Raw genomic sequence first — 24,139 nt, 5'->3', positions numbered from 1 at the left:
CGCTGGCCAACATCGCGATCGAGCGGGCCGAGCGCGCCTGGCCGGGCCACCGGCTCGCCGGCCTGCTCCGGGTGCTGGCCGCGGCGGCGGTGCCGCCGCGGCGGGTGCGCGAGCTGCTCGGCGACAGCCTGACGGACGTGGCCGCCGCCGCGCGGTCGGTCAGACGAGCTGGCGGCGGCTCTGCACGAAGGTCCAGGCGTCGCCGACCATCGTGCTGAGGTCGGTGCGCGAGGGCTTCCAGCCCAGCTCGGCCTTGGCCGCGTCGCTGGAGGCGATCAGCACCGCCGGGTCGCCGCTGCGGCGCGGGGCCGCGACCGCGGGGATGGGGTGGCCGGTCACCCGGCGGCACGCCTCCACGACCTCCCGCACCGAGAAGCCGGTGCCCGAACCGAGGTTGTAGATGCCGTGGTGGCCCGGGCGGGCGTGCTGCAGTGCCAGGACGTGGGCGTCGGCCAGGTCGTCGACGTGCACGTAGTCGCGCACGCAGGTGCCGTCCGCGGTCGGCCAGTCCTCGCCGAAGATCTGCACCGACTCGCGGGTGCCCACGGCCACCTGCAGGACGAGGGGGATGAGGTGGGTCTCGACGGCGTGCCGCTCGCCGAAGCGACCGTGCGCACCGGCCACGTTGAAGTAGCGCAGGCTCACCGCGGCCACGCCGTGGGCCGAGGCGTAGGAGGTGATGGCATTGTCGATCGCCAGCTTGCTGGCGCCGTAGGGGTTGGTCGGCCGGGCGGGGGCGTCCTCCCGGATCGGGATCTCCTCCGGCTCGCCGTAGGTGGCGGCGGTGGAGGAGAACACCAGGCGCGGGGTGCCGTGGCGGCGCACCGCCTCCAGCAGCCGCAGCGAGGTGACGACGTTGCCCGACCAGTACAGCTCGGGGCGCTGCACCGACTCGCCGACCAGCGAGCGCGCCGCGAAGTGCAGCACGCCGTCGAAGCCCGCCCCGAGCACCTCGTCCGCGGCCTCGGCCAGGTCCGCCTCGACGAACGCCGCCCCGTCGGGCACCGCGTCGCGGTGGCCGGTGGACAGGTCGTCGAGCACCGTCACGTCGTGGCCGGCGTCCACCAGATGGGCGGCGCACACACTGCCGACGTAGCCGGCACCACCGGTGACGAGCAGCTTCACGGACATCCTCCTCGGAGACGGGTTCGCGCCGCCGCGGGCGACGGCGGCGCCCACCGTCTCATGCGTCCGCCCGCCACCCCCGCGGGGGACCGGCCAGCCGGCCGCCGCGCCCGATCAGCGCGCGGCGACCAGCACCGCGTGCGCGATCAGCGGGGCCACCGCGGACTCGGCGCCGCGCGAGCTCACCGGCACCGACTCGCCGAAGCGGGAGATGGAGCGCACCTCGACGTCGTGGCCGGGGACGATGCCCGCCCCCTTGAGGTCGGCCATCAGGTCGGCGTCGACCTGGACGTGCTCGGCGATGCGGCGCACGACCACCTGGCCGCCGCCGCGCCGGGCGAACTCGTCGAGGCGCTGCAGGCCGGCCTCCAGCGTCGGCGGCGCGTTGTACGCGGTGCGGCCCGTGGCCACGCCGTCGAGCGCGCCGGGCTCCGCGGCGGGCCGGGTGAGCTCGTCCAGGCCGGGGATCGGGTTGCCGTAGGGCGAGATGGTGGGGTTGTCGAGCAGCTGCACGAGCTTGCGCTCCACGGCGTCGCTCATGACGTGCTCCCACCGACAGGCCTCGGCGTGCACCAACTCCCACTCCAGGCCGATCACGTCGGCCAGCAGCCGCTCGGCGAGGCGGTGCTTGCGCATCACGGACACGGCCCGCGAGCGCCCGGTCTCGGTGAGCTCGAGGTGCCGGTCGCCGGCGACGACGACGAGGCCGTCGCGCTCCATGCGGGCGACCGTCTGGCTGACTGTCGGCCCGCTCTGGCCGAGGCGCTCGGCGATCCGGGCGCGCAGCGGGACGATGCCCTCCTCCTCGAGCTCGTAGATGGTGCGGAGGTACATCTCGGTGGTGTCGATGAGGTCGTTCACGCTGCAGCCCCTTCGGTCAGCTTCCATCCTATCCGCGTCGGATGTCCGAGAGGCCGCCCGGCATCGCCGCACTTCGGCGCGGCCCCGCACACCCGTGGCCGGCCTCGCCCACGGGCCGGGTCGGAACGCGCGATCGGGGGCCCGCATCCCCTACGGTCGGGCCCATGACGGCCGCAGTGGTGTGGACCCCGGACTTCCTCGGGTACGACCTCGGCGACGACCATCCCCTCGACCCCGTCCGGCTCGACCTGACGATGCGCCTGGCCACCGGGCTCGGCGTGCTGGAGGGCGTCGAGCCGCTGGTCCCGCGGCAGGCGCCGGACTCCGAGGTCCAGCGCGTGCACCTGCCGTCCTACATGACCGCGGTCAAGTCGGCCCCGGAGGCGCCGTTCCGGGTGGGCCACGGGCTGGGCACCGACGACAACCCGATCTTCTTCGGCATGCACGAGGCCAGCGCGCTGGTCTGCGGCGGGTCCCTGCTGGCGGCCAGGGAGATCGCCGAGGGCCGGGCCGACCGGGCGGTCAACATCGCCGGCGGGCTGCACCACGCCATGCCCGACCGCGCCGCCGGCTTCTGCGTCTACAACGACTGCGCCGTGGCCATCTCCTGGCTGCTCGACCACGGCTTCGACCGCGTCGCCTACGTCGACGTCGACGTGCACCACGGCGACGGCGTGCAGGAGGCCTTCTACACCGATCCGCGGGTGCTCACCATCTCCCTGCACCAGCACCCGCTGACGCTCTGGCCCGGCACCGGCTGGCCGGGGGAGTTCGGCCGGGGCGACGGGCAGGGCTACGCGGTCAACGTCCCGCTGCCGCCCGGCACGGCCGACAGCGGCTGGCTGCGCGCCTTCCACGCGGTCGTGCCCTCGCTGCTGCGGGAGTTCCGCCCGCAGGTCCTGGTCACCCAGTGCGGGGTCGACACCCACGCCGAGGACCCGCTGGCCAACCTCGGGCTGTCGGTCGACGGCCACCGGGCCATCTACCGGGCGCTGCGCGAGCTGGCGGTGGAGACGGCCGGGGGCAAGTGGCTGGCCACCGGTGGCGGCGGGTACGGGCTGTTCCGGGTGGTGCCCCGGTCCTGGACCCACCTGCTGGCCACGGTCCTCGACCGCGACGTCGACCCGCGCCGCCCGATCCCGGCCGCATGGACGGCGCACGCCGCCGGGCTGACCGGGCGCCCGCTGCCCACCGAGATGACCGACGGGCGCGACCCGAGCCACGAGCCGTGGACCGAGGGCTCGGACCGGGTGGACAGCGCCGTGCTCGACGTGCGGCGCGCGGTGTTCCCGCTGCACGGCCTCGACCCCGACGACCCCCGGGACTGACGTGGACACGACGACGAGCCAGCCGACCGGCCAACCGACCGACGAGCCGACCAGCCGACCCACGACCAAACCGGCGGCCCCATCGCCCACCGAACCCGGCTACCCGCGGCACTGGGAGGCCGACGTGGTGGCCTCCGACGGCGGCATCGTGCACCTGCGCCCGATCCTGCCCGGCGACGCCGAGGCGCTGCTGCGGTTCCACGAGAGCCTCTCCGAGCGCACCCGCTACCTGCGCTTCTTCGGCCCGTACCCACGCATCCCCCCGCGCGACCTGGAACGCTTCACCACCGTCGACCACCACGCCAGGGTGGCGTTCATCTGCCTGCTCGGCGACGAGATCATCGCGGTCGGGCGGTACGAGGGCCTGCCCGGCGGCGCTGAGCCGGGCGAGGGCCCGCACTCCGCGGAGGTGGCGTTCGTCGCCCGCGACGAGCACCAGGGCCGCGGGCTGGGCTCGATCCTGCTCGAGCACCTCGCCGCGGCGGCCAGGGAGAACGGCGTGCGCCGGTTCGAGGCCGAGGTGCTGGTGGAGAACCAGCAGATGGTGCGGGTGTTCCGGCAGGCCGGCTACCAGGTCAGCCGCGCCTTCGCCGAGGGCGTGCTGCACCTGGAGTTCGACGTCGACCCCACCGAGCGGTCGCTGGCCGTGCGCGACTCGCGCGAGCAGCGGGCCGAGGCGCGCAGCGTGCACAACGTGCTGCACCCCACCTCGGTGGCGGTCATCGGCGCGTCCACCGACCCGTCGAAGATCGGCCACGCGGTGCTGGCCAACCTGCTGCGGGGCAACTTCACCGGCCCGGTCTACCCGGTCAACCCCGACGCCCGGTCGGTGCGCGGCGTGCGGGCCTACCCCTCGGTGACCGACATCCCCGACGAGGTCGACCTCGCGGTGGTCGCGGTCCCGGCGGCCAACATCGACGAGGTCATGGACTCCTGCCTGGCCAAGGGGGTCAAGGCGCTGGTGGTGGTCAGCGCCGGGTTCGCCGACGCCGGCGCCGGCGGCACCGTGGCCGAGCGGCGGCTGGTCGCCGAGGCCAGGGCGCACGGGATGCGCGTCGTGGGGCCGAACGCGCTCGGCGTGGCCAACACCGACCCCGAGGTCCGGCTCAACGCCACGCTCGCCCCGGACGTGCCCGGGCTCGGCCGGGTGGGCTTCTTCTCCCAGTCCGGGGCGCTGGGCATCGCCATCCTGGCCGCGGCCAAGGAGCGCGGGCTGGGGCTGTCGACGTTCGTCTCGGCGGGCAACCGGGCCGACCTGTCGGGCAACGACCTGCTGCAGTACTGGCAGACCGACCCGGCCACCGACGTCGTCCTGCTCTACCTGGAGACCTTCGGCAACCCGCGCAAGTTCGCCCGGCTGGCCCGGCGGCTGGCCCGCACGAAGCCGGTCGTGCTGGTCAAGAGCGGCCGGCACTCCGGGCCGACGCCGGCGCTGGCGGCCACCGCCACCCCGGTCGACGACGCGAGCCTGCGCACGCTGTTCGAGCAGTCCGGCGTGATCCGGGTGGAGACGCTGTCGCAGCTGTTCGACGTGGCGCTGCTGCTGGCCCACCAGCCGCTGCCGGCGGGGCCGCGGATCGCCGTGGTCGGCAACTCCACCGCGCTGGGCATGCTGGTCGAGGACGCGCTGCTCGACGAGGGGATGGAGCCGGCGGGCGACGCGGTCGACGTGGGCGTCACGGCCACCCCGGAGGAGTTCGCCGCCGCGGTCGCCGGGGCCGTCGGCGACGAGGGCGTGCACGGCCTGGTCGCGGTGTTCGTGCCCCCGGTGGCCACGCCGGGCGCGGCCTACGCGCGGGCGCTGCGCGAGGCGGTCGCCGACAGCGGCAAGCCGGTGGTGGCGGTGTTCCTGGCCGCCGAGGGCGTCCCGGCCGAGCTGGCCGTGCCCGGTCCCGGCGGCGGGCCGGGTCGGGGGTCGGTGCCCAGCTTCCCGAGCCCGGAGCGGGCCGCGGCGGCGCTGGCGGGGGTCAGCCGGTACGCGCGCTGGCGGTCGCGGCCGGTGGGGGAGTTCGCCCGGCCGGAGGGCACCGAACCCGAGCGGGCGCGCGCCCTGGTCGCGCGGCTCGGCGCGGAGCGCACCCACCCGATCGGCGACGAGGAGGCCGTGGAGCTGCTGGGCTGCTACGGCATCGGGCTGGTCGACTTCCGCCGCGTCGAGGGCGTCGAGCAGGCCGTCGCCGCGGCCGAGGAGCTGGGCTACCCGGTCGCGGTGAAGGCGGCGGGCGAGCGCTGGCGCCACCGCACCGACCAGGTCGGCGTCCGCCTCGACGTGGTCACCGCGGACGCCGTGCGCCGCGCGCACGGCGACTTCCTCGCCCTCACCGGCGCCGAGGACCTCTACGTGCAGCGGATGGCGCCCAAGGGGATCTCCTGCGTGCTGGAGATCGTCGACGACCCGACGTTCGGCTCGCTGCTGTCGTTCGGCCTGGCCGGGATGGCCACCGAACTGCTCGGCGACCGGGCCTTCCGGGTCGTGCCGGTCTCCGACCAGGACGCCGCCGCGCTCGTGCGGGCGCCGCGTGCGGCGCCGTTGCTGGCCGGCTACGGCGGCACCGAGCCCACCCGGCTGGACGCGCTGGAGGAGCTGGTGCGCCGGGTCGGCGCGCTGGCCGAGGACCTCCCGGAGGTCCGCTCGCTGGTGCTCGAACCGGTGCTGGCCTCGGCCGAGGGTGTCGCGGTCGTCGGGGCGAAGATGACGCTGGGGCCGCCGCCGCAGCGCGCGGACAGCGGCCCGCGGCGTTTGCGGTGAGCGGCGGGCCGGTGTTCGTCGAGCCGGAGGACGAGTCGTGGGGCCACCGCACGGTCCGCGACGCCGACGGCCACCGCGTGCACCTGACGCGCGGCGGCCGGACCGACCGGGGCGCTCCGTCGGTGGTGTGCCTGCACGGCTGGCCGGGCGCCTGGTTCGACTACCGGCTGCTGCGCCCGCTGCTGGAGCCGGACGCCGACGTCGTGCTGCCCGACCTGCGCGGCTTCGGCGGCTCCGACCGACCGGACCTGCCGCCCGAGGGCTACTCGCGGGCGGCGCAGGCGCGGGTCGTGCTGTCGGTGCTCGACGCGTTGGGCATCGAGCGCGCGGTGCTGGTCGGCTACGACGTCGGGTCCGCGGTGGCGGTCCAGGTGGCGCGCGACGCCCCGGACCGGGTCGTGGGGCTGGCCCTGGGCAACCCGATGAACCCCGCGGCCGGCCCGCGGCTGCTCGCTCCGGGCCACCGCGGCGAGTTCTGGTACCAGGACTTCCACCAGCTGGAGCTGGCCACGGCCCTGGTCGACGGCGAGCCCCGGGCCGTGGCGGCCTACCTGGGCCACTTCTACCGGCACTGGGGCGGTCGCCAGGGGCCGCTCGGCCCGGCGCACCTGGCGGCGCTGGTCCGGGTCTACGCCGAGCCGGGCGCGTTCACCGCCGGCCTGAACTGGTACCGCTCGGGCTCGTCCAGCCTCCCGGTCGCGGTGGCCGCCGCGACCGGAGTCGCGCCGCCGGCGCCACCGCCGGTGGAGGTGCCCTCGGCGGTCGTGTGGGGCGCGGCCGACCCGCTCTTCCCGCTGCCGTTCAGCGAGGGGCTGGAGGCGATGCTGCCCGGGCACAGCTTCACCGTGCTCGACGACGTCGGGCACTTCGTGCCCCTGGAGGCGCCGGGAGAGCTGGCCGCGGCCGTCCGCTCGCTCCTGCCCTGATTTCGCTGCCCTGAATTCGTCGCTGCCCCTGAGCGCTCGTGCCCGGAGAGCCTCTGGTCGCCCGATCGGGTCGGCGTGCGGGGGAAGCGATGAGTTCCGCCGCCGGTACGGGTCCCGGTAGTGTTCGCCCGGGCGCCGTCCTGCGCCCAACCCCCGGATCCGGTGCCCACGCCACCGGCGCGGCGGGGGCAAAGGGGGCCCGATCCCTCGGGGTGCCGGTCGGTCGTGCGTCCGTCCCGGCGGTGTCCGTCGAGCGTGGGTCGTGGGTTGCCGCCGTGCACAGGAGCACCCGATGACCAGGAACCGATCGTTCAAGCGGCTCGTGCGGACCAGGATGGCCCGCACCGGGGAGAGCTACACGGCGGCGCGCGCCGTGCTGCTGGCGGCCCGCGAGCCCGAGCCGGCCCCCGACAGCGCCATCAACAGCGCCCCCGCGGCCACCCCGGCCGCACCCGTCCTCGCCACCTCCGACGAGCGGATCCGCGAGCGGACCGGTCGCGGCTGGGAGGAGTGGTTCGACCTGCTCGACGAGGCCGGCATGGGCGGTCGGCCGCACCGCGAGGTGGCCCGCTGGGTGGCCGAGCTGCTGGGCGTCGTCCCGCTGGCGTGGCCGGCGCAGGCGGTCACCGGCAGCTACGAGCGGGCCCGCGGCGGGCGCGCGGTGGGCCAGCACGCCGACGGGTTCACGGTGTCGGCGTCGCGGACGCTCGCGGTCGCGCCGGAGCGGGTCTTCGACGCCTTCGTCGACGCGGACGCGCGCGCCGGGTGGCTGCCCGGCGTCGTGCTGCGCGCCCGCACCGCGACCCGCCCGCGATCGGCCCGCTTCGACCGGGGCGACGACGGGACCCGCGTGCACGTCACGGTCGTGCCGAAGGGCGGCGACCGCTGCACGGTGACGGTCTCGCACAGCCGGCTGCCCGACGCCGACGAGGCGGCCCGGGCGAAGCAGTGGTGGCGCGAGCGGCTCGTCGTGCTGGTGGGGCGGCTCGCGGGCGGTGCCCCCGATGCCTGAGCTGGACGTGGTCGAAGTCCTGGTCGCGGCGGCGCTGACGTTCGTGGTCGGAGCGGTGTACTACGCGGTCCTCGGTGGTCGGCTGGCGGCGGCCCGGGGCGCGGGCCCGGCGCCCGCGCCGATGCGCTGGTGGACGATGCCGGCCGAGGTGGTGCGCAGCCTGGTGCTGGCGGTGGCGGTGCTCGGGCTGGCCGCCGCGGTGGGGGTCGACGACGCGGGCGCCGGGCTGGTGCTCGGCCTGGTGCTGTTCGCCGGGTTCCCGCTGGTGCTGTGGAGCGGCGCGGTGGTGCACGAGGGCACACCGCCGGCGCCGGCCGCGCTGCACGCCGGGGACTGGCTGGTCAAGCTGCTCGCGCTGGGCCTGCTGGCCGGGGTCTGGTAGGCGGTGGTGGGTGGAGGGCGGGGCGCTCTCCACCCACCCGGCGGCTACCGTCGGAAGGAGACCTGCAGCAGCGGCTGGTTGACCTCGGCGAAGAAGTCGTTGCCCTTGTCGTCGACCACGACGAACGCCGGGAAGTCCTCGACCTCGATCTTCCAGACGGCTTCCATGCCCAGCTCGGGGTACTCCAGCACGTCCACCTTGCGGATGCAGTCCTGGGCCAGCCGGGCGGCCGGGCCGCCGATCGAGCCGAGGTAGAAGCCGCCGTGCGCGGCGCAGGAGGTGGTCACCTGCGTGGAGCGGTTGCCCTTGGCCAGCATGACCAGCGACCCGCCGGCGGCCTGGAACTGCTCGACGTAGGAGTCCATGCGCCCGGCGGTGGTGGGGCCGAACGACCCGGAGGCGTAGCCCTCGGGCGTCTTGGCCGGCCCGGCGTAGTAGACGGGGTGGTCGCGCAGGTACTGCGGCATCGGCTCGCCGGCCTCCAGCCGTTCGGCGATCTTGGCGTGGGCGATGTCGCGGGCGACCACCAGCGAGCCGGTCAGCGACACCCGGGTCTTCACCGGCAGCGTCGAGAGCTGGGCGCGGATCTCGGCCATCGGGCGGTCCAGGTCGACCCGCACGACCTCGTCGGAGAGGTTCTCCTCGGTGGTCTCGGGCAGGAACCGGGCCGGGTCGCGCTCGAGCTGCTCCAGGAACACCCCGTCCGGGGTGATCTTCGCCTTGGCCTGGCGGTCGGCGGAGCAGGACACCGCGATCCCGACCGGCAGCGAGGCGCCGTGCCGGGGCAGGCGGATGACGCGCACGTCGTGGCAGAAGTACTTGCCGCCGAACTGCGCGCCGATGCCGAACTGCCGGGTCAGCTCCAGCACCTGCTGCTCGAGGTCACGGTCGCGGAAGGCGTGGCCCAGCCCGGACCCGGCCTCGGGCAGCGAGTCCAGGTAGCGGGCGGAGGCCAGCTTGGCCACCTTGAGCGTGTACTCGGCGGACATGCCGCCCACGACGACGGCCAGGTGGTACGGCGGGCAGGCGGCGGTGCCCAGCGAGCGCAGCTTCTCGTCGAGGAACCCGGCCAGCTTGCGCGGGTTCAGCAGGGCCTTGGTCTCCTGGTAGAGGAAGGTCTTGTTGGCCGAGCCGCCGCCCTTGGCCATCACCAGGAACTCGTACCTGGGCGCCCGGCCGGGCGCGCTGTAGAGCTCGATCTGGGCGGGCAGGTTGGAGCCGGTGTTGCGCTCGTCCCAGAACGAGGTCGGGGCCATCTGCGAGTAGCGCAGGTTGAGCGAGTCGTAGGCCTCGAAGACCCCGCGTGCGACGGCGCGCTCGTCGTCGCCCCCGGTCAGCACGGTCTCCGTGCGCTTGCCGATGACGATCGCGGTGCCGGTGTCCTGGCACATGGGCAGCACGCCGCCGGCCGAGACGCACGCGTTGCGCAGCAGGTCGATAGCCACGAAGCGGTCGTTGGCCGAGGCCTCCGGGTCGTCGACGATGGCCCGCAGCTGCGCCAGGTGCGACGGGCGCAGCAGGTGCTGGATGTCGTGCACGGCCTCGCGCACGAGCGCGGTGACGGTGGCCGGGTCGACCTCCAGGAAGGTCCGGCCGGCGGCCTCGACCACGGTCCCGGGGGAGAGGTCGAGGCGGCGGTACTCGGTGTCGTCCCGGCCGAGGGGCAGGACCTCGGTGTAGCCGAAGTCGGGCTCGCCGTCGGGAGCCGCCGCGTGCTGGGAGGGGCTGGTGTCGGGCACGAACCCGCACGTTACAGGGCCCCCGGCGGAGCATCGGGACGCTGCGCCGGTGATCGCGGCCGCACTCGCGGGGGTCGGGAAGTCGGACCGGCCCCCGACCGGTCCGACCCCCCGGGGCGGGCACCGGGCCGGGCGGGCCGTTCCGGTGCGCGGTCTGCGTCGGGGTTGGACGGCAAACACTTCCGAACCGGAAGTAAGCCGTCAACCGCTGGCGGGTCGCATGACCCTGATGGACGCGTTGGGATCAATAGCATCGACAATCAATTGGGCGGAGGCGCCTCCGGATGTCGTAGGGTCGTGATCATGCCCGGATCGATACTCGGCACCTCCGTCCGCCGGGTCGAGGACCTCGACCTGATCACCGGCGCCACCACCTACGTCGGCAACCACGTCCGCGACGGGTTGCTGCACCTGGCGTTCGTGCGGTCGCCGCTCGCCCACGCCACCGTCACCGGCATCGACACGGCCCAGGCCGCCGCCGCTGCCGGCGTCGTCGCCGTGTTCACCGCCGCCGACCTCGACCTGCCCGCACACCACGGCCTGATGCCGGTCAACCCCGAGGTGCCCCGCCCGCCGCTGGCGGTCGACCGGGTCCGCTTCGTCGGCGAGGCCGTCGCCGTCGTCGTGGGGGAGACCAAGGCCGCCGCCGTGGACGCCGTGGAGCTGGTCGAGGTCGACTACGACCCGCTGCCCGCGGCGGTCGACGCGGAGGACGCGCTGGCCCCCGACGCGCCCCTGCAGTTCCCCGACCTGGGCACCAACCTGATGGCCGGGACGCGTCCGGCGCGCGACAGCGCGCTCGACGGCGCCGACGTCGTGGTGCGCGCCCGCATGGTCAACCAGCGGCTGGCGGTCATGCCCATGGAGGGCAACGCCATCGTCGTCGACCCGGCCCCCGACGACGGGCACGAGCTGACGATCCGGGTGTCGACCCAGATGCCGCACGGCTTCCGCCGCCAGGCCGGCCAGCTGTTCGGGCTGGAGCCCGAGCGCATCCGGGTCATCGCCCCGCACGTGGGCGGGGGCTTCGGCGGCAAGGCCGGGTTCATCGCCGAGCACACCGCGGCGGTCGGGGTGGCCCGGCGGCTCGGGCGGCCGGTCAGCTGGGTGGAGACCCGTTCGGAGAACCTGGTCTCCATGCCGCACGGCCGCGCGCAGGTCGGCTACTACGAGCTGGGGCTCACCCGCGACGGCGTGATCACCGGGATGCGCGCGCGGGTCGTCGCCGACTCCGGCGCCTACGCCGGGTTCGGCGGCGCGCTGGCCATCGGGCCCACCCGGACCATGAGCCAGGGCGTCTACCGCATCGGTGCGATCGACTTCTCCGCGGCGGTCGCGGCCACGAACACGACCCCGGTGGGGGCGTTCCGCGGCGCCGGGCGGCCGGAGGCGACCGCCTACCTGGAGCGGATGATGGACCTGGCCGCCGACGAGCTGGGCCTGGACCCCGCCGAGATCCGCCGGCGCAACTTCCTCGACCCGGCCGACTTCCCGCTGACCACGGTCACCGGCGCCCGCTACGACATCGGCGACTACGACCTGCCGCTGCGCGAGGCGCTGCGCATCGCCGACTACGACAAGCTCCGCGAGGAGCAGGCCGCGCGCCGCGAGTCGGGCGACCCCGTCCAGCTGGGCATCGGCCTGGCCGTCTACGTCGAGATCACCGCGGGCGGCGGGGGCACCGAGTTCGGCTCGGTCACCGTGCACGCCGACGGCTCGGCCACCATCTCCGCCGGCACCTCCGGGCACGGCCAGGGCCACGCCACCGCCTTCGCCATGCTGGCCAGCGACCGGCTGGGCATCCCGATGGAGCGCATCCGGTTCGTCCAGTCCGACACGGCCGCGGTGCCGCGCGGCGGCGGCACCGGCGGCTCGCGCTCGCTGCAGATGGGCGGCAACGCGGTCGCCGCGGCCGCCGACGACGTGCTGGAGCAGGCCCGCCGCCGCGCCGCGGAGCTGATGGAGGCCGCCGTCGACGACGTCGAGCTCACCGACGACGGTGAGTTCGGGGTGTCCGGCGTCCCCGGCGTCACGCTGACCTGGACCCAGGTCGCCTCGCACGGCGAGGAGCTCTACGCCGGCCTGGACTTCCGCCAGGAGGGCGCCACCTTCCCGTTCGGCGCGCACGTCTCGGTCGTGGAGGTCGACACCGAGACCGGCCTGGTCACCCCGCGCCGCCACGTCGCGGTGGACGACTGCGGCCGCGTGCTCAACCCGCTGCTGGTGCAGGGCCAGCAGCACGGCGGGCTGGCCCAGGGCATCGCGCAGGCGCTGTACGAGGAGGTCGTCTTCGACCCCGACGGCCAGCCGCTGACCGCCACCCTGGCCGACTACCGCATGCCCTCGGCGGCCGACCTGTTCGCCTTCGAGGCGTCCAACACCGAGACGCCGACCCCGATGAACCCGCTGGGTGCCAAGGGGATCGGCGAGTCGGCCACGGTGGGGGCCACCCCGGCGGTGCAGAACGCGGTCGTCGACGCGCTGCGCCCGCTCGGGGTGCGCCACGTCGACCTGCCCTGCTCGCCGCAGCGGGTCTGGTCGGCGATCCGCGACGCCCGGGCCGGCCGACCGGCCGACCCGTGGCGCGAGCCGCCGGAGGTGTTCGCGACGCTGCCGGTGCAGAAGGGGGCCACCGGCGCCGAGGGCGGCGAGATCTGACCGACGGGACGTGAGCACGGGCCCTGCCGGGGCCGCGGCGCAGGGGCGCCCGCCGCACCGCTCCGGCGGGCGCCCGTTCGTCGAATCGTCGGGTGGGGACGGCCACCCGGGGATGTGCCGGGCCGGGCGCTGAGCCAGACTTCCCCGCGTGACGAGCGAGGAGACGCGATGAGGCTGGCCACTATCCGCACGGCGACGGGCACGCGGGCGGTGCGCCTGGACGGCACCGGTCCCGACGACACCGCGGTGGAGACCGGCGAGTCGGACGTGCGCGCCCTGCTGGAGCGCCCGGACTGGGCCGAGCACGCCGCCACGGCGGCCGGCCCGAGCCACCCGGTTGGCGGGCTGGACTACGCGCCGCTGGTCCCGTCCCCCGAGAAGATCATCTGCGTCGGGCTGAACTACCGCGACCACGTGCTGGAGATGGGCAACCAGCTGCCCGACTACCCGACGGTCTTCGCGAAGTTCGCCCCCGCGCTCGTCGGCGCGCACGACGACATCGTGCTGCCCCGGGTGTCGGACAAGGTCGACTACGAGGCCGAGTTGACCGTGGTGATCGGCGCGCCGGTCCGGCACGCCTCGCCGGAGCGGGCCGCCGCGGCGATCGCCGGCTACACCGTGCTCAACGACGTCAGCGTGCGCGACTACCAGAACCGCACCAAGCAGTTCCTGCAGGGCAAGACGTTCGAGAAGTCGACCCCGATCGGGCCGTGGCTGGTCACCCCCGACGAGCTGCCCGAGGGCGGCTGGGCGATCTCCAGCGTCCTCGACGGCGAGACGATGCAGAGCTCGACGACCGCCGAGTTGGTGTTCGGCGCGGTCGACCTGGTCGTGTACCTGTCGGAGATCCTCACGCTGAACCCGGGCGACGTCATCGCCACCGGCACCCCGGGCGGCGTGGGCCACGCGCGCAAGCCCCCGCGCTACCTGACCGACGGCGCCGAGCTGGTCACCTCGGTCGCCGGCGTGGGCGAGCTGCGCAACACCTGCCGGCTGGAGAAGCCGTGACCGACCCGCCCCCGGACGACGCCGTCCGGACCGCGTCGTGAGCCGCACGCTCACCACGACGCTGGCCTGGGCGGGCGACGGCGCCGCCCACCTGCGCGGGCTGATGATGCGGATGGCGGACGCGGCGTTCGCCGCGCCGTCCCTGCTGCCCGGCTGGAGCCGGGCGCACGTGCTGACCCACGTGGCCCGCAACGCCGACGCCATGATCAACCTGCTGGACTGGGCGCGCACCGGCGTGCCCAGCCCGGCCTACGCCAGCCGCGAGCAGCGCGACCACGACATCGAGGTGGGCGCCCGGCGCGACCCGTCGGCGATCCGCGACGACGTGGTGCACTCCTCCGACCGGCTCGCGGTCGCGGTGCGCGCGATGCCGCAGGAGGCGTGGCAGGCCCGGGTGGGTGGTCAGGGCGGGCGGAGCTTCCCGGCCTCGGACATCCCGTGGATGCGGGCCAGGGAGATGTGGGTGCACTCGGTGGACCTCGACGTCGGCGCGTCGCTGGCCGACGCCCCGGCACCCATGCTCGTCGCGGTCCTGGACGACGCCGCGACGACCATCGGGGCGAGCCCGCAGTGCCCGCCCCTCGCGCTGGTGGCCACCGACCTCGACCGGCGCTGGACGCTCGGCGGAGCCGGTGCGGGCAGCGCCCGGAACAGCACCGGGGAGAGCGGCGGCTCCGAGCTGAGCGCCGCCGTCGAGCACATCCCCGCCGACGACGTGCGCCGTGTCGAGGTCAGGGGCACCGCGGTCGAACTGGCGACCTGGCTGCTGGGCCGGTCGGCGGGGCGCGAGCTGCGGGCCGGCGACGGCTCGCGGCTGCCGGCGCCGCCGCGCTGGATGTGAGGCCCGTGCGGAAACCCGACGCGGAGCCGGGTGTGAACGACCCGGAGCGGGCGCGGCCCGCCGCACCCGACTTCGCCGCGATCCGCGCCGAGTTCGCGCTGCCGGAGGGCTTCGCGCCGGAGGTGCTCGCCGAGGCCGAGCGAGTCGCCGCGCGGGGACCGGTGGGCGACCGGGTCGACGCCACCGACCTGGCGCTGGTCACCATCGACCCACCGGGGGCCAAGGACCTCGACCAGGCGCTCGGCGTCGCCCGGACCGCCGACGGCTTCCGGGTGCACTACGCGATCGCGGACGTGGGGGCCTTCGTCGAGCCGGGCGGCGCCCTCGACGCCGAGGTGCGCCGCCGCGGCCAGACCGTCTACCTGCCCGACGGGTCGGTCCCGCTGCACCCGCCCGCGCTGTCCGAGCGGGCCGCGAGCCTGCTGCCGGACGGTCCCCGCCCGGCCGTGCTGTGGACGGTGGACCTGGACGCCGACGGCGAGCCGGTGTCGGTCGACGTGCGCCGGGCGCTCGTGCGCTCCCTGGCCCAGCTCGACTACGAGGGCGTGCAGGCCGACGTCGACGCCGGCCGGCTGCACCCGGCCCTGGCCGCGCTGCCCGAGGTGGGTCGGCTGCGTCGGGCGCTGGCGCTGGCGCGCGGGGCGATCGAACTGGAGATGCCCGAGCAGGAGGTCGTGCCCGCCGGGGCGGGCTGGGCCGTGCGGGTCCGCGAGCGCACGCCCGTCGAGCAGTGGAACGAGCAGATCTCGCTGCTCACCGGCACGTCGGCGGCCCGGATCATGCTCTCCGCCGGTGTCGGCCTGCTGCGCACGCTTCCCGCGCCCGAGCCGGACGCGCTGACCGGGTTCCGGCGCACGGCCGAGGGGCTGGGCGTCGAGTGGCCCCGCGACGCGCACCCGGCGCAGGTGCTGGCCGCGTTGCCGGCGACCGGGGCCGTGCCGCTGGCGGTGCGCCGCTCGGCGACCGCGCTGCTGCGCGGCGCCCGCTACACCGCGTTCGACCCCACGGCCGGCGCGCCGGTCCCGCGCGATCCGGGCCACGGCGGGATCGGGGCCCCGTACGCGCACGTCACCGCGCCGCTGCGGCGCCTGGTCGACCGCTTCGGGTCCGAGCTGTGCCTGGCCCTGGCCGCGGGGGAGGAACCACCGGAGTGGGTGCGCGCCGCGCTGCCGGACCTGCCCGAGGTCATGGCCGCGTCCGACGCGCTCGCCGGCAAGGTCGGCCGGGCGTGCGTCGACCGCACGGAGGCGGCCCTGCTGTCCGGGCGCGTCGGCGAGCGCTTCGAGGTGGTCGTGCTGCGCGCCGGCGGCCCGGACGGCGAGCCGGGGGAGGTGTTCCTGGCCGATCCGCCGGTCGTCGCCCGGTGCAGCGGCGTTGCGGAGGCCGGACGGATGGCGTCGGTCCGGCTGGCGGCTGCCGATCCCGGGACCGGGCGCATAGAGTTCGCGGTCGGTGACGCGCCGCAGTCGCAGGACGCGCCGACCACCTGATGGGCGACGCCACCTCGGTCAGGTGAGGGTAGCCTTCGCTACCCGAATCCCCCAGGAGGTCGCTCCTTGCCCGGACGCACGTTCCGCTACGGCATCGAACACGAGTGCGCGATGCTGCGCGCCGACGGCAGCTTCGCCGACTTCACCGCCGTCTCCTTCGAGGAGCTGCAGGCGATCGTGGAGGCGCTGCCCGAGGACCCGGACGACTACCCGCAACTGCGCATCGGCGACCAGGGCATCAAGCGCAAGCGCTGGTACGTGGAGGGCTACGAGCGCTTCGACGAGCGGGGCGAGTTGGTGCGCTGCGACCCCAAGGGCATCGAGGTGCGCACCCGCATCCACACCTCGATCGAGGACGCCACCGCCGCGCTGGGCGCCGACCTGGCCCAGCTCGACGCCGAGGCCGCCCGCGCCGGGCTGGCCACCACGACCGTGGCGTTCAACCCGCTGCGCTCGCACTACCGGATCGACCCGCCGCTCAACGCCTGGGAGCGCGACCACCGCCTCGGCTCGCCGGAGGAGCGCACCGCGCACCTGCACATGACGACCTACGGACCCGACCTGAACCTGTCCTGCGCCGACCTCGACGCCGCCGCGCTGGTGGACGTCGGGCGCAAGCTCACCCACTACAGCCCGTGGCTGGTGCCGCTGTCGTTCTCCTCGCCGTTCCGTGACGGCGAGCCGTGGGGCGGGCTGTCGGCGCGCACGCAGGTGCGCACGGGGGCACGACCGGCCGTGCTGGTGTTCCTCGGCCCCGACGACGAGCAGGTGCCCGCCGACCCGTCGCTCACCCAGCCGGCCCGGCTGCCCGCCGAGGTCGGCCGGATCGAGTTCAAGGCGTTCGACGCCTGCCCCGGTCAGGACCTCTACGCCGAGCTGCTGAGCCTGCTGACCGGGCTCGTGCTGGACGACACGCTCCCCGGCAGGCGCACCACGCCCGACGGGCCACTGCACCGCGAGGTGGCCGAGGAGGGGCTGGGCGATCCCGACGTCCACGCGGGCACCGGCGCGCTGCTGGACGCGGCGACGGCCGCGCTCGCCGGCCGCGACGCCGACCTGGCCCGGATGGCGTCGTTGCGCGGGCGCTGGGAGCGCCGCGAGTGCCCGGCGGTGGCGATGCTGGCCGAGCACGCCGCCGGTCGTCCGGTGGCCGGCCTGCGCAACGACGCCGTCGCCCGCCCCTGACGGTCGGGGCGGTTGGCACACCGCACGGGCGCGACGCGGGGTCCGCGCCCGTGCGGGTGGTCGGTCGACCCGCGCCGCGGGTCAGCTGTAGGAGTGCTCGGCGTCCGGGTAGGAGCCGCCGCGCACGTCCTCGCCGAAGCGCCGGGCGGCATCCAGCAGGATCCCGCCGACGTCGGCGTACTGCTTGACGAACCGCGGCTTGCGCCCGCGGTTCATGCCGGCCATGTCCGACCAGACCAGCACCTGGGCGTCGGTCTCCTGGCCGGCACCGATGCCGATGGTCGGGATGACCAGCTCCGCGGTCACCCGCTTCGCGACGTCGGCCGGCACCATCTCCAGGACCACCGAGAAGGCCCCGGCGGCCTGCAGCGCCAGCGCGTCGTCGACGAGCCGCTCGCCGGCGTCGCCGCGGCCCTGGACGCGGAAGCCGCCCAGCGCGTGCTCGCTCTGCGGGGTGAACCCGAGGTGGGCCATCACCGGGATGCCCGAGCCGGCCAGCGCCTCGACCTGGGGGGCGAACCGGGCGCCGCCCTCCAGCTTCACCGCGTGCGCGCCGCCCTCCTTCATGAACCGGAAGGCCGTGGTCAGGGCCTGCTCGGGGCCCAGGGCGTAGCTGCCGAAGGGCAGGTCGGCCACGACGAGCGCGGAACGGGTCCCGCGCGTCACGGCCTTCACCAGCGGCAGCAACTCCTCCACGGTGACCGGGAGGGTGTTCTCGTAGCCGTAGACGTTGTTGGCCGCGGAGTCGCCGACCAGCAGCACCGGGATCCCGGCCTCGTCGAAGATCTCGGCCGTGTAGGTGTCGTAGGCGGTGAGCATCGGCCAGCGCTCGCCGCGCTCCTTCATCTCGCGCAGGTGGTGGATCCGGGTCCGCTTGGGCCTGCCGGTCGCCGGGGCCGCCGGCCCCGAGCGGTACGGCGGCGGGACCTCGTCGATCGCTGGGGCCGTGCCGGTCGGGTCCGCGGCTGCGCGGAACTGGGTCTCAGACATCGTCGTCCGTCCTCCCTCGAGGCCCGCTCCGCGGGTCCCCGGGTCGTCAGGGGTTGATGACGAGAGCGTGACACCCGGGTGGCCGGCAGATCACCGACGTGGGACGGACTTCACAGCCCCGACTCACTCCTCGGGGACCTTCGCGCGGATCTCCTCGACCCAGATGCGCGCCGACATGTCCGAGGGCGCCCGCCAGTCGCCGCGGGGCGACAGCGAGCCGCCCGCGGACACCTTCGGGCCGTTGGGCAGCGCCGAGCGCTTGAACTGGCTGAAGCCGAAGAAGCGCTGCGCGAACACCTCCGACCAGCGCCGGATCTCGGCGAGCGTGTAGGACGGGCGCTTCTCCACCGGGAAGCCCGCCGGCCAGTCGCCCGCCTCCGGGTCGTGCCAGGCGTGCCAGGCCAGGAACGCGATCTTCGACGGGCGCAGGCCGTAGCGCAGCGTCCAGAACAGCGTGAAGTCCTGCAGGTTGTACGGCCCGATCTTGGCCTCGCTGCTCTGCACCTCCTCGTCCTCGCCGGTCGGCACCAGCTCGGGGGTGATCTCGGTGTCGAGCACGTCGGTGAGCACCGCGCTCACCTCGTCGTCGAACAGGTCCGTCGCCGCGACCCAGCGGATGAGGTGCTGGATCAGCGTCTTGGGCACGCCGCCGTTGACGTTGTAGTGCGACATCTGGTCGCCGACGCCGTAGGTGGACCAGCCCAGGGCGAGCTCGGACAGGTCGCCGGTGCCCAGCACGATCCCACCGCGCTGGTTCGCCGCCCGGAACAGGTAGTCGGTGCGCAGCCCGGCCTGCACGTTCTCGAAGGTCACGTCGTAGACGGGCTCGTCGCGGGAGAACGGGTGCTCGAGGTTCTTCAGCATCAGCCGGGCCGTCTCGGTGATGTCGATGGTCTCGAACGTCACCCCGAGCGCCTCGGAGAGCCGGACCGCGTTGCCCTTGGTGCGCTCGCCGGTGGCGAACCCGGGCAGGGTGAAGGCGAGGATGTCCGAGCGGGGCCGCCCCAGCCGGTCCATCGCCCGCGCCGCGACGATCAGCGCGTGGGTGGAGTCCAGGCCGCCGGACACCCCGATCACGATCTTCGGGTCGCCGATCGCGCGCAGCCGCTGCTCCAGGCCGGAGACCTGGATGTTGTAGGCCTCGTAGCAGTCCAGGGCGAGCCGGCTCTCGTCGGCGGGCACGAACGGGAACCGCTCGACCTCGCGGCGCAGGCCGATGTCGCCGCCGGGCGGGTCGAGGCGGAAGACCACCTCGCGGACGCCGTCGCCGCCGTCGGGGCGCCGTTCGGCCAGGTGGCGGCGGTTGTCGTCGAACGTGCCCATCCGGGCCCGCTCCGCGCGCAGCAGGTCGAGGTCGACGTCGGCCACCGAGCGCCGGGCCTCCTTCGGGAAGCGCTCGGTCTCGGCCAGCAGCACCCCGTTCTCGAAGATCATCGTCTGGCCGTCCCAGGCCAGGTCCGTGCTCGACTCGCCCTCGCCCGCCGCGGCGTAGACGTAGGCGGCCAGGCAGCGCGACGACGCCGAGCGGCACAGCAGCTTGCGGTCCTCGGCCCGCCCGACGGTGATCGGGCTGCCGGACAGGTTGGCCAGCACCGTCGCGCCGGCCAGCGCGGCCTCGGCGCTGGGCGGCACCGGCACCCACATGTCCTCGCAGATCTCCACGTGCAGCACCAGGCCCGGCACGTCCTCGGCGCGGAACAGCAGGTCCGGCCCGAACGGGACCTCCGTGCGGCCCCCCGCGCCGTCGGGCACCACGATCGTGGCGCGCACGTCGTCGCCGACGGCGAGCTGGCGGCGCTCGTAGAACTCGCGGTAGGTGGGCAGGTACGACTTCGGCGCGACGCCCAGCACCCGTCCGCGGTGCACCACGACGGCCGTGTTGTGCACGCGGTTGCGGTAGCGCAGGGGAGCGCCCACGACCAGGACGGGCAGCAGGTCGGCCGACCCGGCGACGACGTCGTCCAGGGCCGACTCGACGGCGTCGAGCAGGGTGTCCTGCAGCACGACGTCCTCGATCGAGTACCCGCTCAGCGTCAGCTCCGGGAACACGGCCAGCCCGACGCCCTCGTCGTGGCACTCCCGGGCGATCCGCAGCACCGCCTCCGCGTTGCGGTCGGGTTGGGCGATGGCGGTGATCAGCGTGCAGGCGGCGGTGCGCAGGAAGCCGTGCCGGTACGCGGAGCGGAAGTTCTCCCGGTCGTTCTGCCCGTGGATTGCCATGGTCGTGCGGACGCCGCCTCTCGCGATCGGGGCCGTGGGACACGCGAACCGTACGACGAGGTCGGTACCCGCTGCCGGGTCGCCGACACGCACCCGCATGTCGCGATCCCGTCATCGGTGGGGTCGGTCCCACGATCGGGCCACTGGCATGCTGTGGCGGGTGAGAGCCCGGACCGGAACGACCGCCGCATTCGTCCTCTGCTGTGCCGTGCTGGCGGCGTGCACCCAGTCCACCTCCGGTGCCGCCGCGCCGAGCGGGGTGAACGCCCAGCAGCCGGACGAGAACGCCACCGAGCTGGCCGCCTTCTACGGCCAGCAGCTGACGTGGGGTCCGTGCGCGGAGTTCGCGGTGAGCTCCGACGACCGGGAGAGCTACTCCGCCCCCGGCTTCGACTGCGCGCGGCTGGAGGTGCCGGTCGACTACGCCGCCCCGGACGGGGAGAAGGCGCAGGTGGCCCTGCTGCGGCAGAAGGCGTCCGGCGAGAAGATCGGGTCGCTGCTGTTCAACCCGGGCGGGCCCGGCGCCTCCGGGATGAGCCTGGTCGCGAACCTGGCCCCCGCCCTGGCCCAGAGCCCGTTGGCCCAGCGGTTCGACCTCATCGGGTTCGACCCGCGCGGCGTGGGCGCCTCCACACCGACGATCGACTGCCTCACCAACGACGAGTGGGAGGTCGAGCGGGCCGACCTGGACGTCGACCCGTCGCCGGCCGGCGTGGCCGAGACCGAGGCGGAGAACGAGCAGTACGCCCAGCGGTGCACCGAGCGCTCGGGCGGCGCGGCGTTCCTGGCCAACTCCGGCACCCGCGACGTCGTGCGCGACATGGACATCATGCGCCAGGCGCTGGGCGACGAGAAGCTGAGCTACGTCGGCTACTCCTACGGCACGCGGATCGGCTCGGCCTACGCCGAGGCCTTCCCGCAGAACGTGCGGGCGCTGGTGCTCGACGGGGCGCTGGACCCCAAGGAGACCACGATCGACCGCACGGTCAAGCAGAACGCCGGCTTCCAGCAGGCCTTCGACGCGTTCGCCGCCGACTGCGCCACCAACCCGGCGTGCCCGCTGGGCACCGACCCCGCGCAGGCCACGGCCGCCTTCCAGGCCCTGACCCGGCCGCTGATCGACCAGCCCGTCGCCGTCGGCCCGCGCACCCTGTCCTACGGCGACGCGGTGACCGGTGTCATCCAGGCCCTCTACGCCAAGGACTTCTGGCCGGTGCTCACCCAGGGCATCTCCGGGCTGGCCACGGGCAACGGGCGCATCCTGCTGGCCCTGGCCGACCTGTACTACGGGCGGGGCCAGGACGGCAACTACGACAACAGCATCGAGGCCTTCGTCTCGATCAGCTGCATGGACGAGGAGCGCATCACCGACCGGGCCCAGCAGGAGGAGCTGATCCGGCGGGCCAACGAGGCGGCCCCGTTCCGCGACGACGGCCGGGGAGCCGTCGGCGCTCTGGATTCGTGCACCTTCTGGCCGGCGGAGCCCACCAGCAAGCCGCACACGCCGCAGGTCGCCGGGCTGCCCCCGACGATCGTCGTCTCGGTCACCGGCGACCCGGCCACGCCGTACCAGGCGGGCGTCGACCTCGCCCAGGCCCTGGGCGGCAGCCTGATCTCGGTGGAGGGCAACCAGCACACCGCCGCGCTGCAGGGCAACCGGTGCATCGACGACGTCGTGAACGCCTACCTGATCGACCTTGCGGTGCCGCAGGGGGAGACGAACTGCACGCTCTGAGGGCGCTCTCCAGCCGATCGTGTCGTGATGTCGCACGCCCTGATCTGGCGGGAAACATGTTCGTAACGCGTCGTTCCTAGGCTCGCGCCATGGATCGCCAGCAGGAGTTCGTGCTCCGCACGCTCGAGGAACGCGACATCCGGTTCGTGCGGCTGTGGTTCACCGACGTTCTCGGGTACCTCAAGTCGGTCGCCGTCGCGCCGGCCGAGCTGGAGGGGGCCTTCGCGGAGGGCATCGGCTTCGACGGTTCGGCGATCGAGGGCTTCGCGCGCGTCTACGAGTCGGACATGGTCGCCCGCCCCGACCCGTCGACGTTCCAGGTGCTGCCCTGGGAGACCGCGAGCGGCGAGCACTACTCGGCGCGCATGTTCTGCGACATCGCCATGCCGGACGGTTCGCCGTCGTGGGCCGACCCGCGCCACGTCCTGCGCCGGGCGCTGAGCAAGGCGGGCGAGGCCGGGTTCACCTGCTACGTGCACCCGGAGATCGAGTTCTACCTGCTGCGCGACCTCCCGTCCGACGGCAGCCCGCCGCGCCCGGCCGACTCCGGCGGCTACTTCGACCAGGCCAGCCACGACGTCGCCCCGCACTTCCGGCGCAACGCGATCGAGACGCTGGAGTCGATGGGCATCTCGGTGGAGTTCAGCCACCACGAGGGCGGCCCGGGTCAGCAGGAGATCGACCTGCGCTACGCCGACGCGCTGACGATGGCCGACAACATCATGACCTTCCGGTACGTGGTGAAGGAGGTCGCGATCACCCAGGGCGTGCACGCCTCGTTCATGCCCAAGCCGTTCTCGGCGCACCCCGGCTCGGCGATGCACACGCACTTCTCGCTGTTCGAGGGCGACCGCAACGCCTTCCACGACCCCGACGACCCCTACGAGCTCTCGGACACCGGCAAGGCGTTCGTGGCCGGCGTGCTGCGCCACGCCCGGGAGATCACCGCGGTCACCAACCAGTGGGTCAACTCCTACAAGCGGCTGATCACCGGCGGGGAGGCGCCCACCGCCGTGTCCTGGGGGCACGCCAACCGCTCGGCGCTCGTGCGGGTGCCCATGTACTCGCCGGGCAAGTCGTCGACGCGCCGGGTGGAGATCCGCACCCTGGACACCGCGTGCAACCCGTACCTGGCCTACGCGGTGATCCTCGGGGCGGGGCTGCGCGGGGTGCAGAAGGGCTACGAGCTCGGCCCGGCCACCGAGGACGACGTGTGGTCGCTGACCGACACCGAGCGCCGGGCCATGGGCTACGAGCCGCTGCCGCAGAACCTCACCGAGGCGCTCGGCGCGATGGAGCACTCCGAGCTGGTCGCCGAGGTCCTCGGCGAGCACGTGTTCGACTTCTTCCTGCGCAACAAGCGCGCGGAGTGGGACGCGTACCGGCGCAACGTGACGCCCTACGAGCTGGCGACCTACCTGCCCGTGCTGTGACCCCCGTCGTGACCCCACGATGATCGTTTCGTGACCGCTTCGTGACGGTCGCCAGTGCCCCGCAGGAGCGCCCTGCGGGGCACTGCCGTCGCCGGGTCGGTCACGCTGACCTGCGGGAACACCGAAGCGACCCCCCGGATTTGAACTCCCGGAAGCCGGCGTGTAACTTCTTCCATGTCGCCACGGAGGGCAGCACGACAGACCGGGACTGAATCTCAGGCCCAGAGTCAGCTCTCGTAAGCTGGAGACCACCCCGGCAGGGCCCCTCGGACGTTCCGCGTCCGGGAGGGGTACAGTGTCGAGGGCGCCCCGGAAGTCACCTCGCGGTGGTGGATGGTGTGTGGGTGTCTTTTGAGAACTCAACAGTGTGTCGAGCTATTGTTTTCTGGTTTTGGTTTTGTGCCAGATATGTTCGGCTGTGCGAGTGCGTACCCCGTGCGTTGCTTGTGCAGTGGTT

The 24,139-nt window shown here is 74.3% G+C and carries 17 protein-coding genes; 12 read left to right on the top strand and 5 right to left on the bottom strand.

The window, feature by feature from the left end; translation table 11 throughout:
* Positions 1 to 159 precede the first annotated feature (159 nt).
* Together galE and KIK08_RS24435 are read right to left on the bottom strand one after the other, a co-directional pair.
* Complete coding sequence (gene galE, locus KIK08_RS24440; RefSeq protein WP_214405579.1) at positions 160 to 1,125, bottom strand: UDP-glucose 4-epimerase GalE; 966 nt, start codon at positions 1,123 to 1,125, stop codon at positions 160 to 162.
* Between the two features lie 114 nt (positions 1,126 to 1,239).
* Positions 1,240 to 1,986: an iron-dependent transcriptional repressor DtxR gene (locus tag KIK08_RS24435; protein WP_214405578.1), complete on the bottom strand. Its 747-nt coding sequence runs from the start codon at positions 1,984 to 1,986 to the stop codon at positions 1,240 to 1,242.
* A gap of 164 nt (positions 1,987 to 2,150) precedes the next feature.
* On the opposite strand from KIK08_RS24435, the gene KIK08_RS24430 reads away from it, so the two are divergent.
* The 5 genes from KIK08_RS24430 (at position 2,151) to KIK08_RS24410 (ending at position 8,383) form a co-directional block, all read left to right on the top strand.
* Positions 2,151 to 3,314 (top strand): acetoin utilization protein AcuC, encoded by a 1,164-nt coding sequence (locus KIK08_RS24430; RefSeq protein ID WP_214405577.1) that lies wholly within the window; start codon positions 2,151 to 2,153, stop codon positions 3,312 to 3,314.
* Between the two features lie 124 nt (positions 3,315 to 3,438).
* On the top strand, positions 3,439 to 6,063 hold the full coding sequence (locus tag KIK08_RS24425) for a bifunctional acetate--CoA ligase family protein/GNAT family N-acetyltransferase (protein WP_308257850.1): 2,625 nt from the start codon (positions 3,439 to 3,441) through the stop codon (positions 6,061 to 6,063).
* Entirely contained in the window at positions 6,060 to 6,989 is a 930-nt protein-coding gene (locus KIK08_RS24420) for an alpha/beta fold hydrolase (protein WP_308257849.1), read from the top strand. Before KIK08_RS24425 ends, KIK08_RS24420 begins: the two co-directional genes overlap by 4 nt.
* Before the next feature lie 292 nt (positions 6,990 to 7,281).
* On the top strand, positions 7,282 to 8,001 hold the full coding sequence (locus KIK08_RS24415) for a hypothetical protein (protein WP_214405575.1): 720 nt from the start codon (positions 7,282 to 7,284) through the stop codon (positions 7,999 to 8,001).
* Positions 7,994 to 8,383, top strand: a complete 390-nt coding sequence (locus KIK08_RS24410) for a DUF1761 family protein (protein ID WP_214405574.1) — start codon at positions 7,994 to 7,996, stop codon at positions 8,381 to 8,383. The genes KIK08_RS24415 and KIK08_RS24410 overlap by 8 nt, the downstream gene beginning before the upstream one ends.
* 44 nt (positions 8,384 to 8,427) lie before the next feature.
* Here KIK08_RS24410 and KIK08_RS24405 read toward each other — a convergent pair whose 3' ends face one another.
* Positions 8,428 to 10,122: a fumarate hydratase gene (locus KIK08_RS24405; protein WP_308257848.1), complete on the bottom strand. Its 1,695-nt coding sequence runs from the start codon at positions 10,120 to 10,122 to the stop codon at positions 8,428 to 8,430.
* A 303-nt stretch (positions 10,123 to 10,425) separates the two neighbouring features.
* Here KIK08_RS24405 and KIK08_RS24400 point away from each other — a divergent pair, with 303 nt between their 5' ends.
* The 5 genes from KIK08_RS24400 to KIK08_RS24380 all read left to right on the top strand — a co-directional run bounded on the left by KIK08_RS24400 (position 10,426) and on the right by KIK08_RS24380 (position 17,304).
* A complete protein-coding gene (locus KIK08_RS24400) occupies positions 10,426 to 12,780 on the top strand; it encodes a xanthine dehydrogenase family protein molybdopterin-binding subunit (RefSeq protein ID WP_214405573.1) in 2,355 nt (784 codons plus the stop codon).
* Positions 12,781 to 12,948: 168 nt separating this feature from the next.
* Positions 12,949 to 13,788, top strand: a complete 840-nt coding sequence (locus KIK08_RS24395) for a fumarylacetoacetate hydrolase family protein (RefSeq protein ID WP_214405572.1) — start codon at positions 12,949 to 12,951, stop codon at positions 13,786 to 13,788.
* 37 nt (positions 13,789 to 13,825) lie between these two features.
* Positions 13,826 to 14,629: a maleylpyruvate isomerase family mycothiol-dependent enzyme gene (locus KIK08_RS24390; protein ID WP_308257847.1), complete on the top strand. Its 804-nt coding sequence runs from the start codon at positions 13,826 to 13,828 to the stop codon at positions 14,627 to 14,629.
* A gap of 32 nt (positions 14,630 to 14,661) precedes the next feature.
* Positions 14,662 to 16,119 carry an RNB domain-containing ribonuclease gene (locus tag KIK08_RS24385; RefSeq protein WP_214405571.1) on the top strand — a complete coding sequence of 486 codons (1,458 nt, stop codon included), beginning with the start codon at positions 14,662 to 14,664 and terminating at the stop codon, positions 16,117 to 16,119.
* 66 nt (positions 16,120 to 16,185) lie between these two features.
* On the top strand, positions 16,186 to 17,304 hold the full coding sequence (locus KIK08_RS24380; protein WP_250557722.1) for a glutamate-cysteine ligase family protein: 1,119 nt from the start codon (positions 16,186 to 16,188) through the stop codon (positions 17,302 to 17,304).
* Between the two features lie 81 nt (positions 17,305 to 17,385).
* Here KIK08_RS24380 and panB read toward each other — a convergent pair whose 3' ends face one another.
* Together panB and KIK08_RS24370 are read right to left on the bottom strand one after the other, a co-directional pair.
* The gene (panB, locus tag KIK08_RS24375) at positions 17,386 to 18,294 is read right to left on the bottom strand and encodes a 3-methyl-2-oxobutanoate hydroxymethyltransferase (protein ID WP_214405570.1); all 909 of its coding nucleotides are present in this window, start codon (positions 18,292 to 18,294) and stop codon (positions 17,386 to 17,388) included.
* Between the two features lie 123 nt (positions 18,295 to 18,417).
* Entirely contained in the window at positions 18,418 to 20,514 is a 2,097-nt protein-coding gene (locus KIK08_RS24370) for an NAD(+) synthase (protein ID WP_214405569.1), read from the bottom strand.
* Between the two features lie 160 nt (positions 20,515 to 20,674).
* Between KIK08_RS24370 and KIK08_RS24365 the strand changes: the two genes are divergently transcribed.
* Together KIK08_RS24365 and glnA are read left to right on the top strand one after the other, a co-directional pair.
* Entirely contained in the window at positions 20,675 to 22,249 is a 1,575-nt protein-coding gene (locus KIK08_RS24365) for an alpha/beta hydrolase (protein WP_308257846.1), read from the top strand.
* A gap of 89 nt (positions 22,250 to 22,338) precedes the next feature.
* Positions 22,339 to 23,682 (top strand): type I glutamate--ammonia ligase, encoded by a 1,344-nt coding sequence (glnA, locus tag KIK08_RS24360; RefSeq protein WP_214405567.1) that lies wholly within the window; start codon positions 22,339 to 22,341, stop codon positions 23,680 to 23,682.
* Positions 23,683 to 24,139: the final 457 nt, after the last annotated feature.

The organism is Pseudonocardia lacus, assembly GCF_018531445.1.
GTDB classification, from domain to species: Bacteria; Actinomycetota; Actinomycetes; order Mycobacteriales; family Pseudonocardiaceae; genus Pseudonocardia; species Pseudonocardia lacus.
This window is presented reverse-complemented; position numbering and strand designations above follow the sequence as displayed.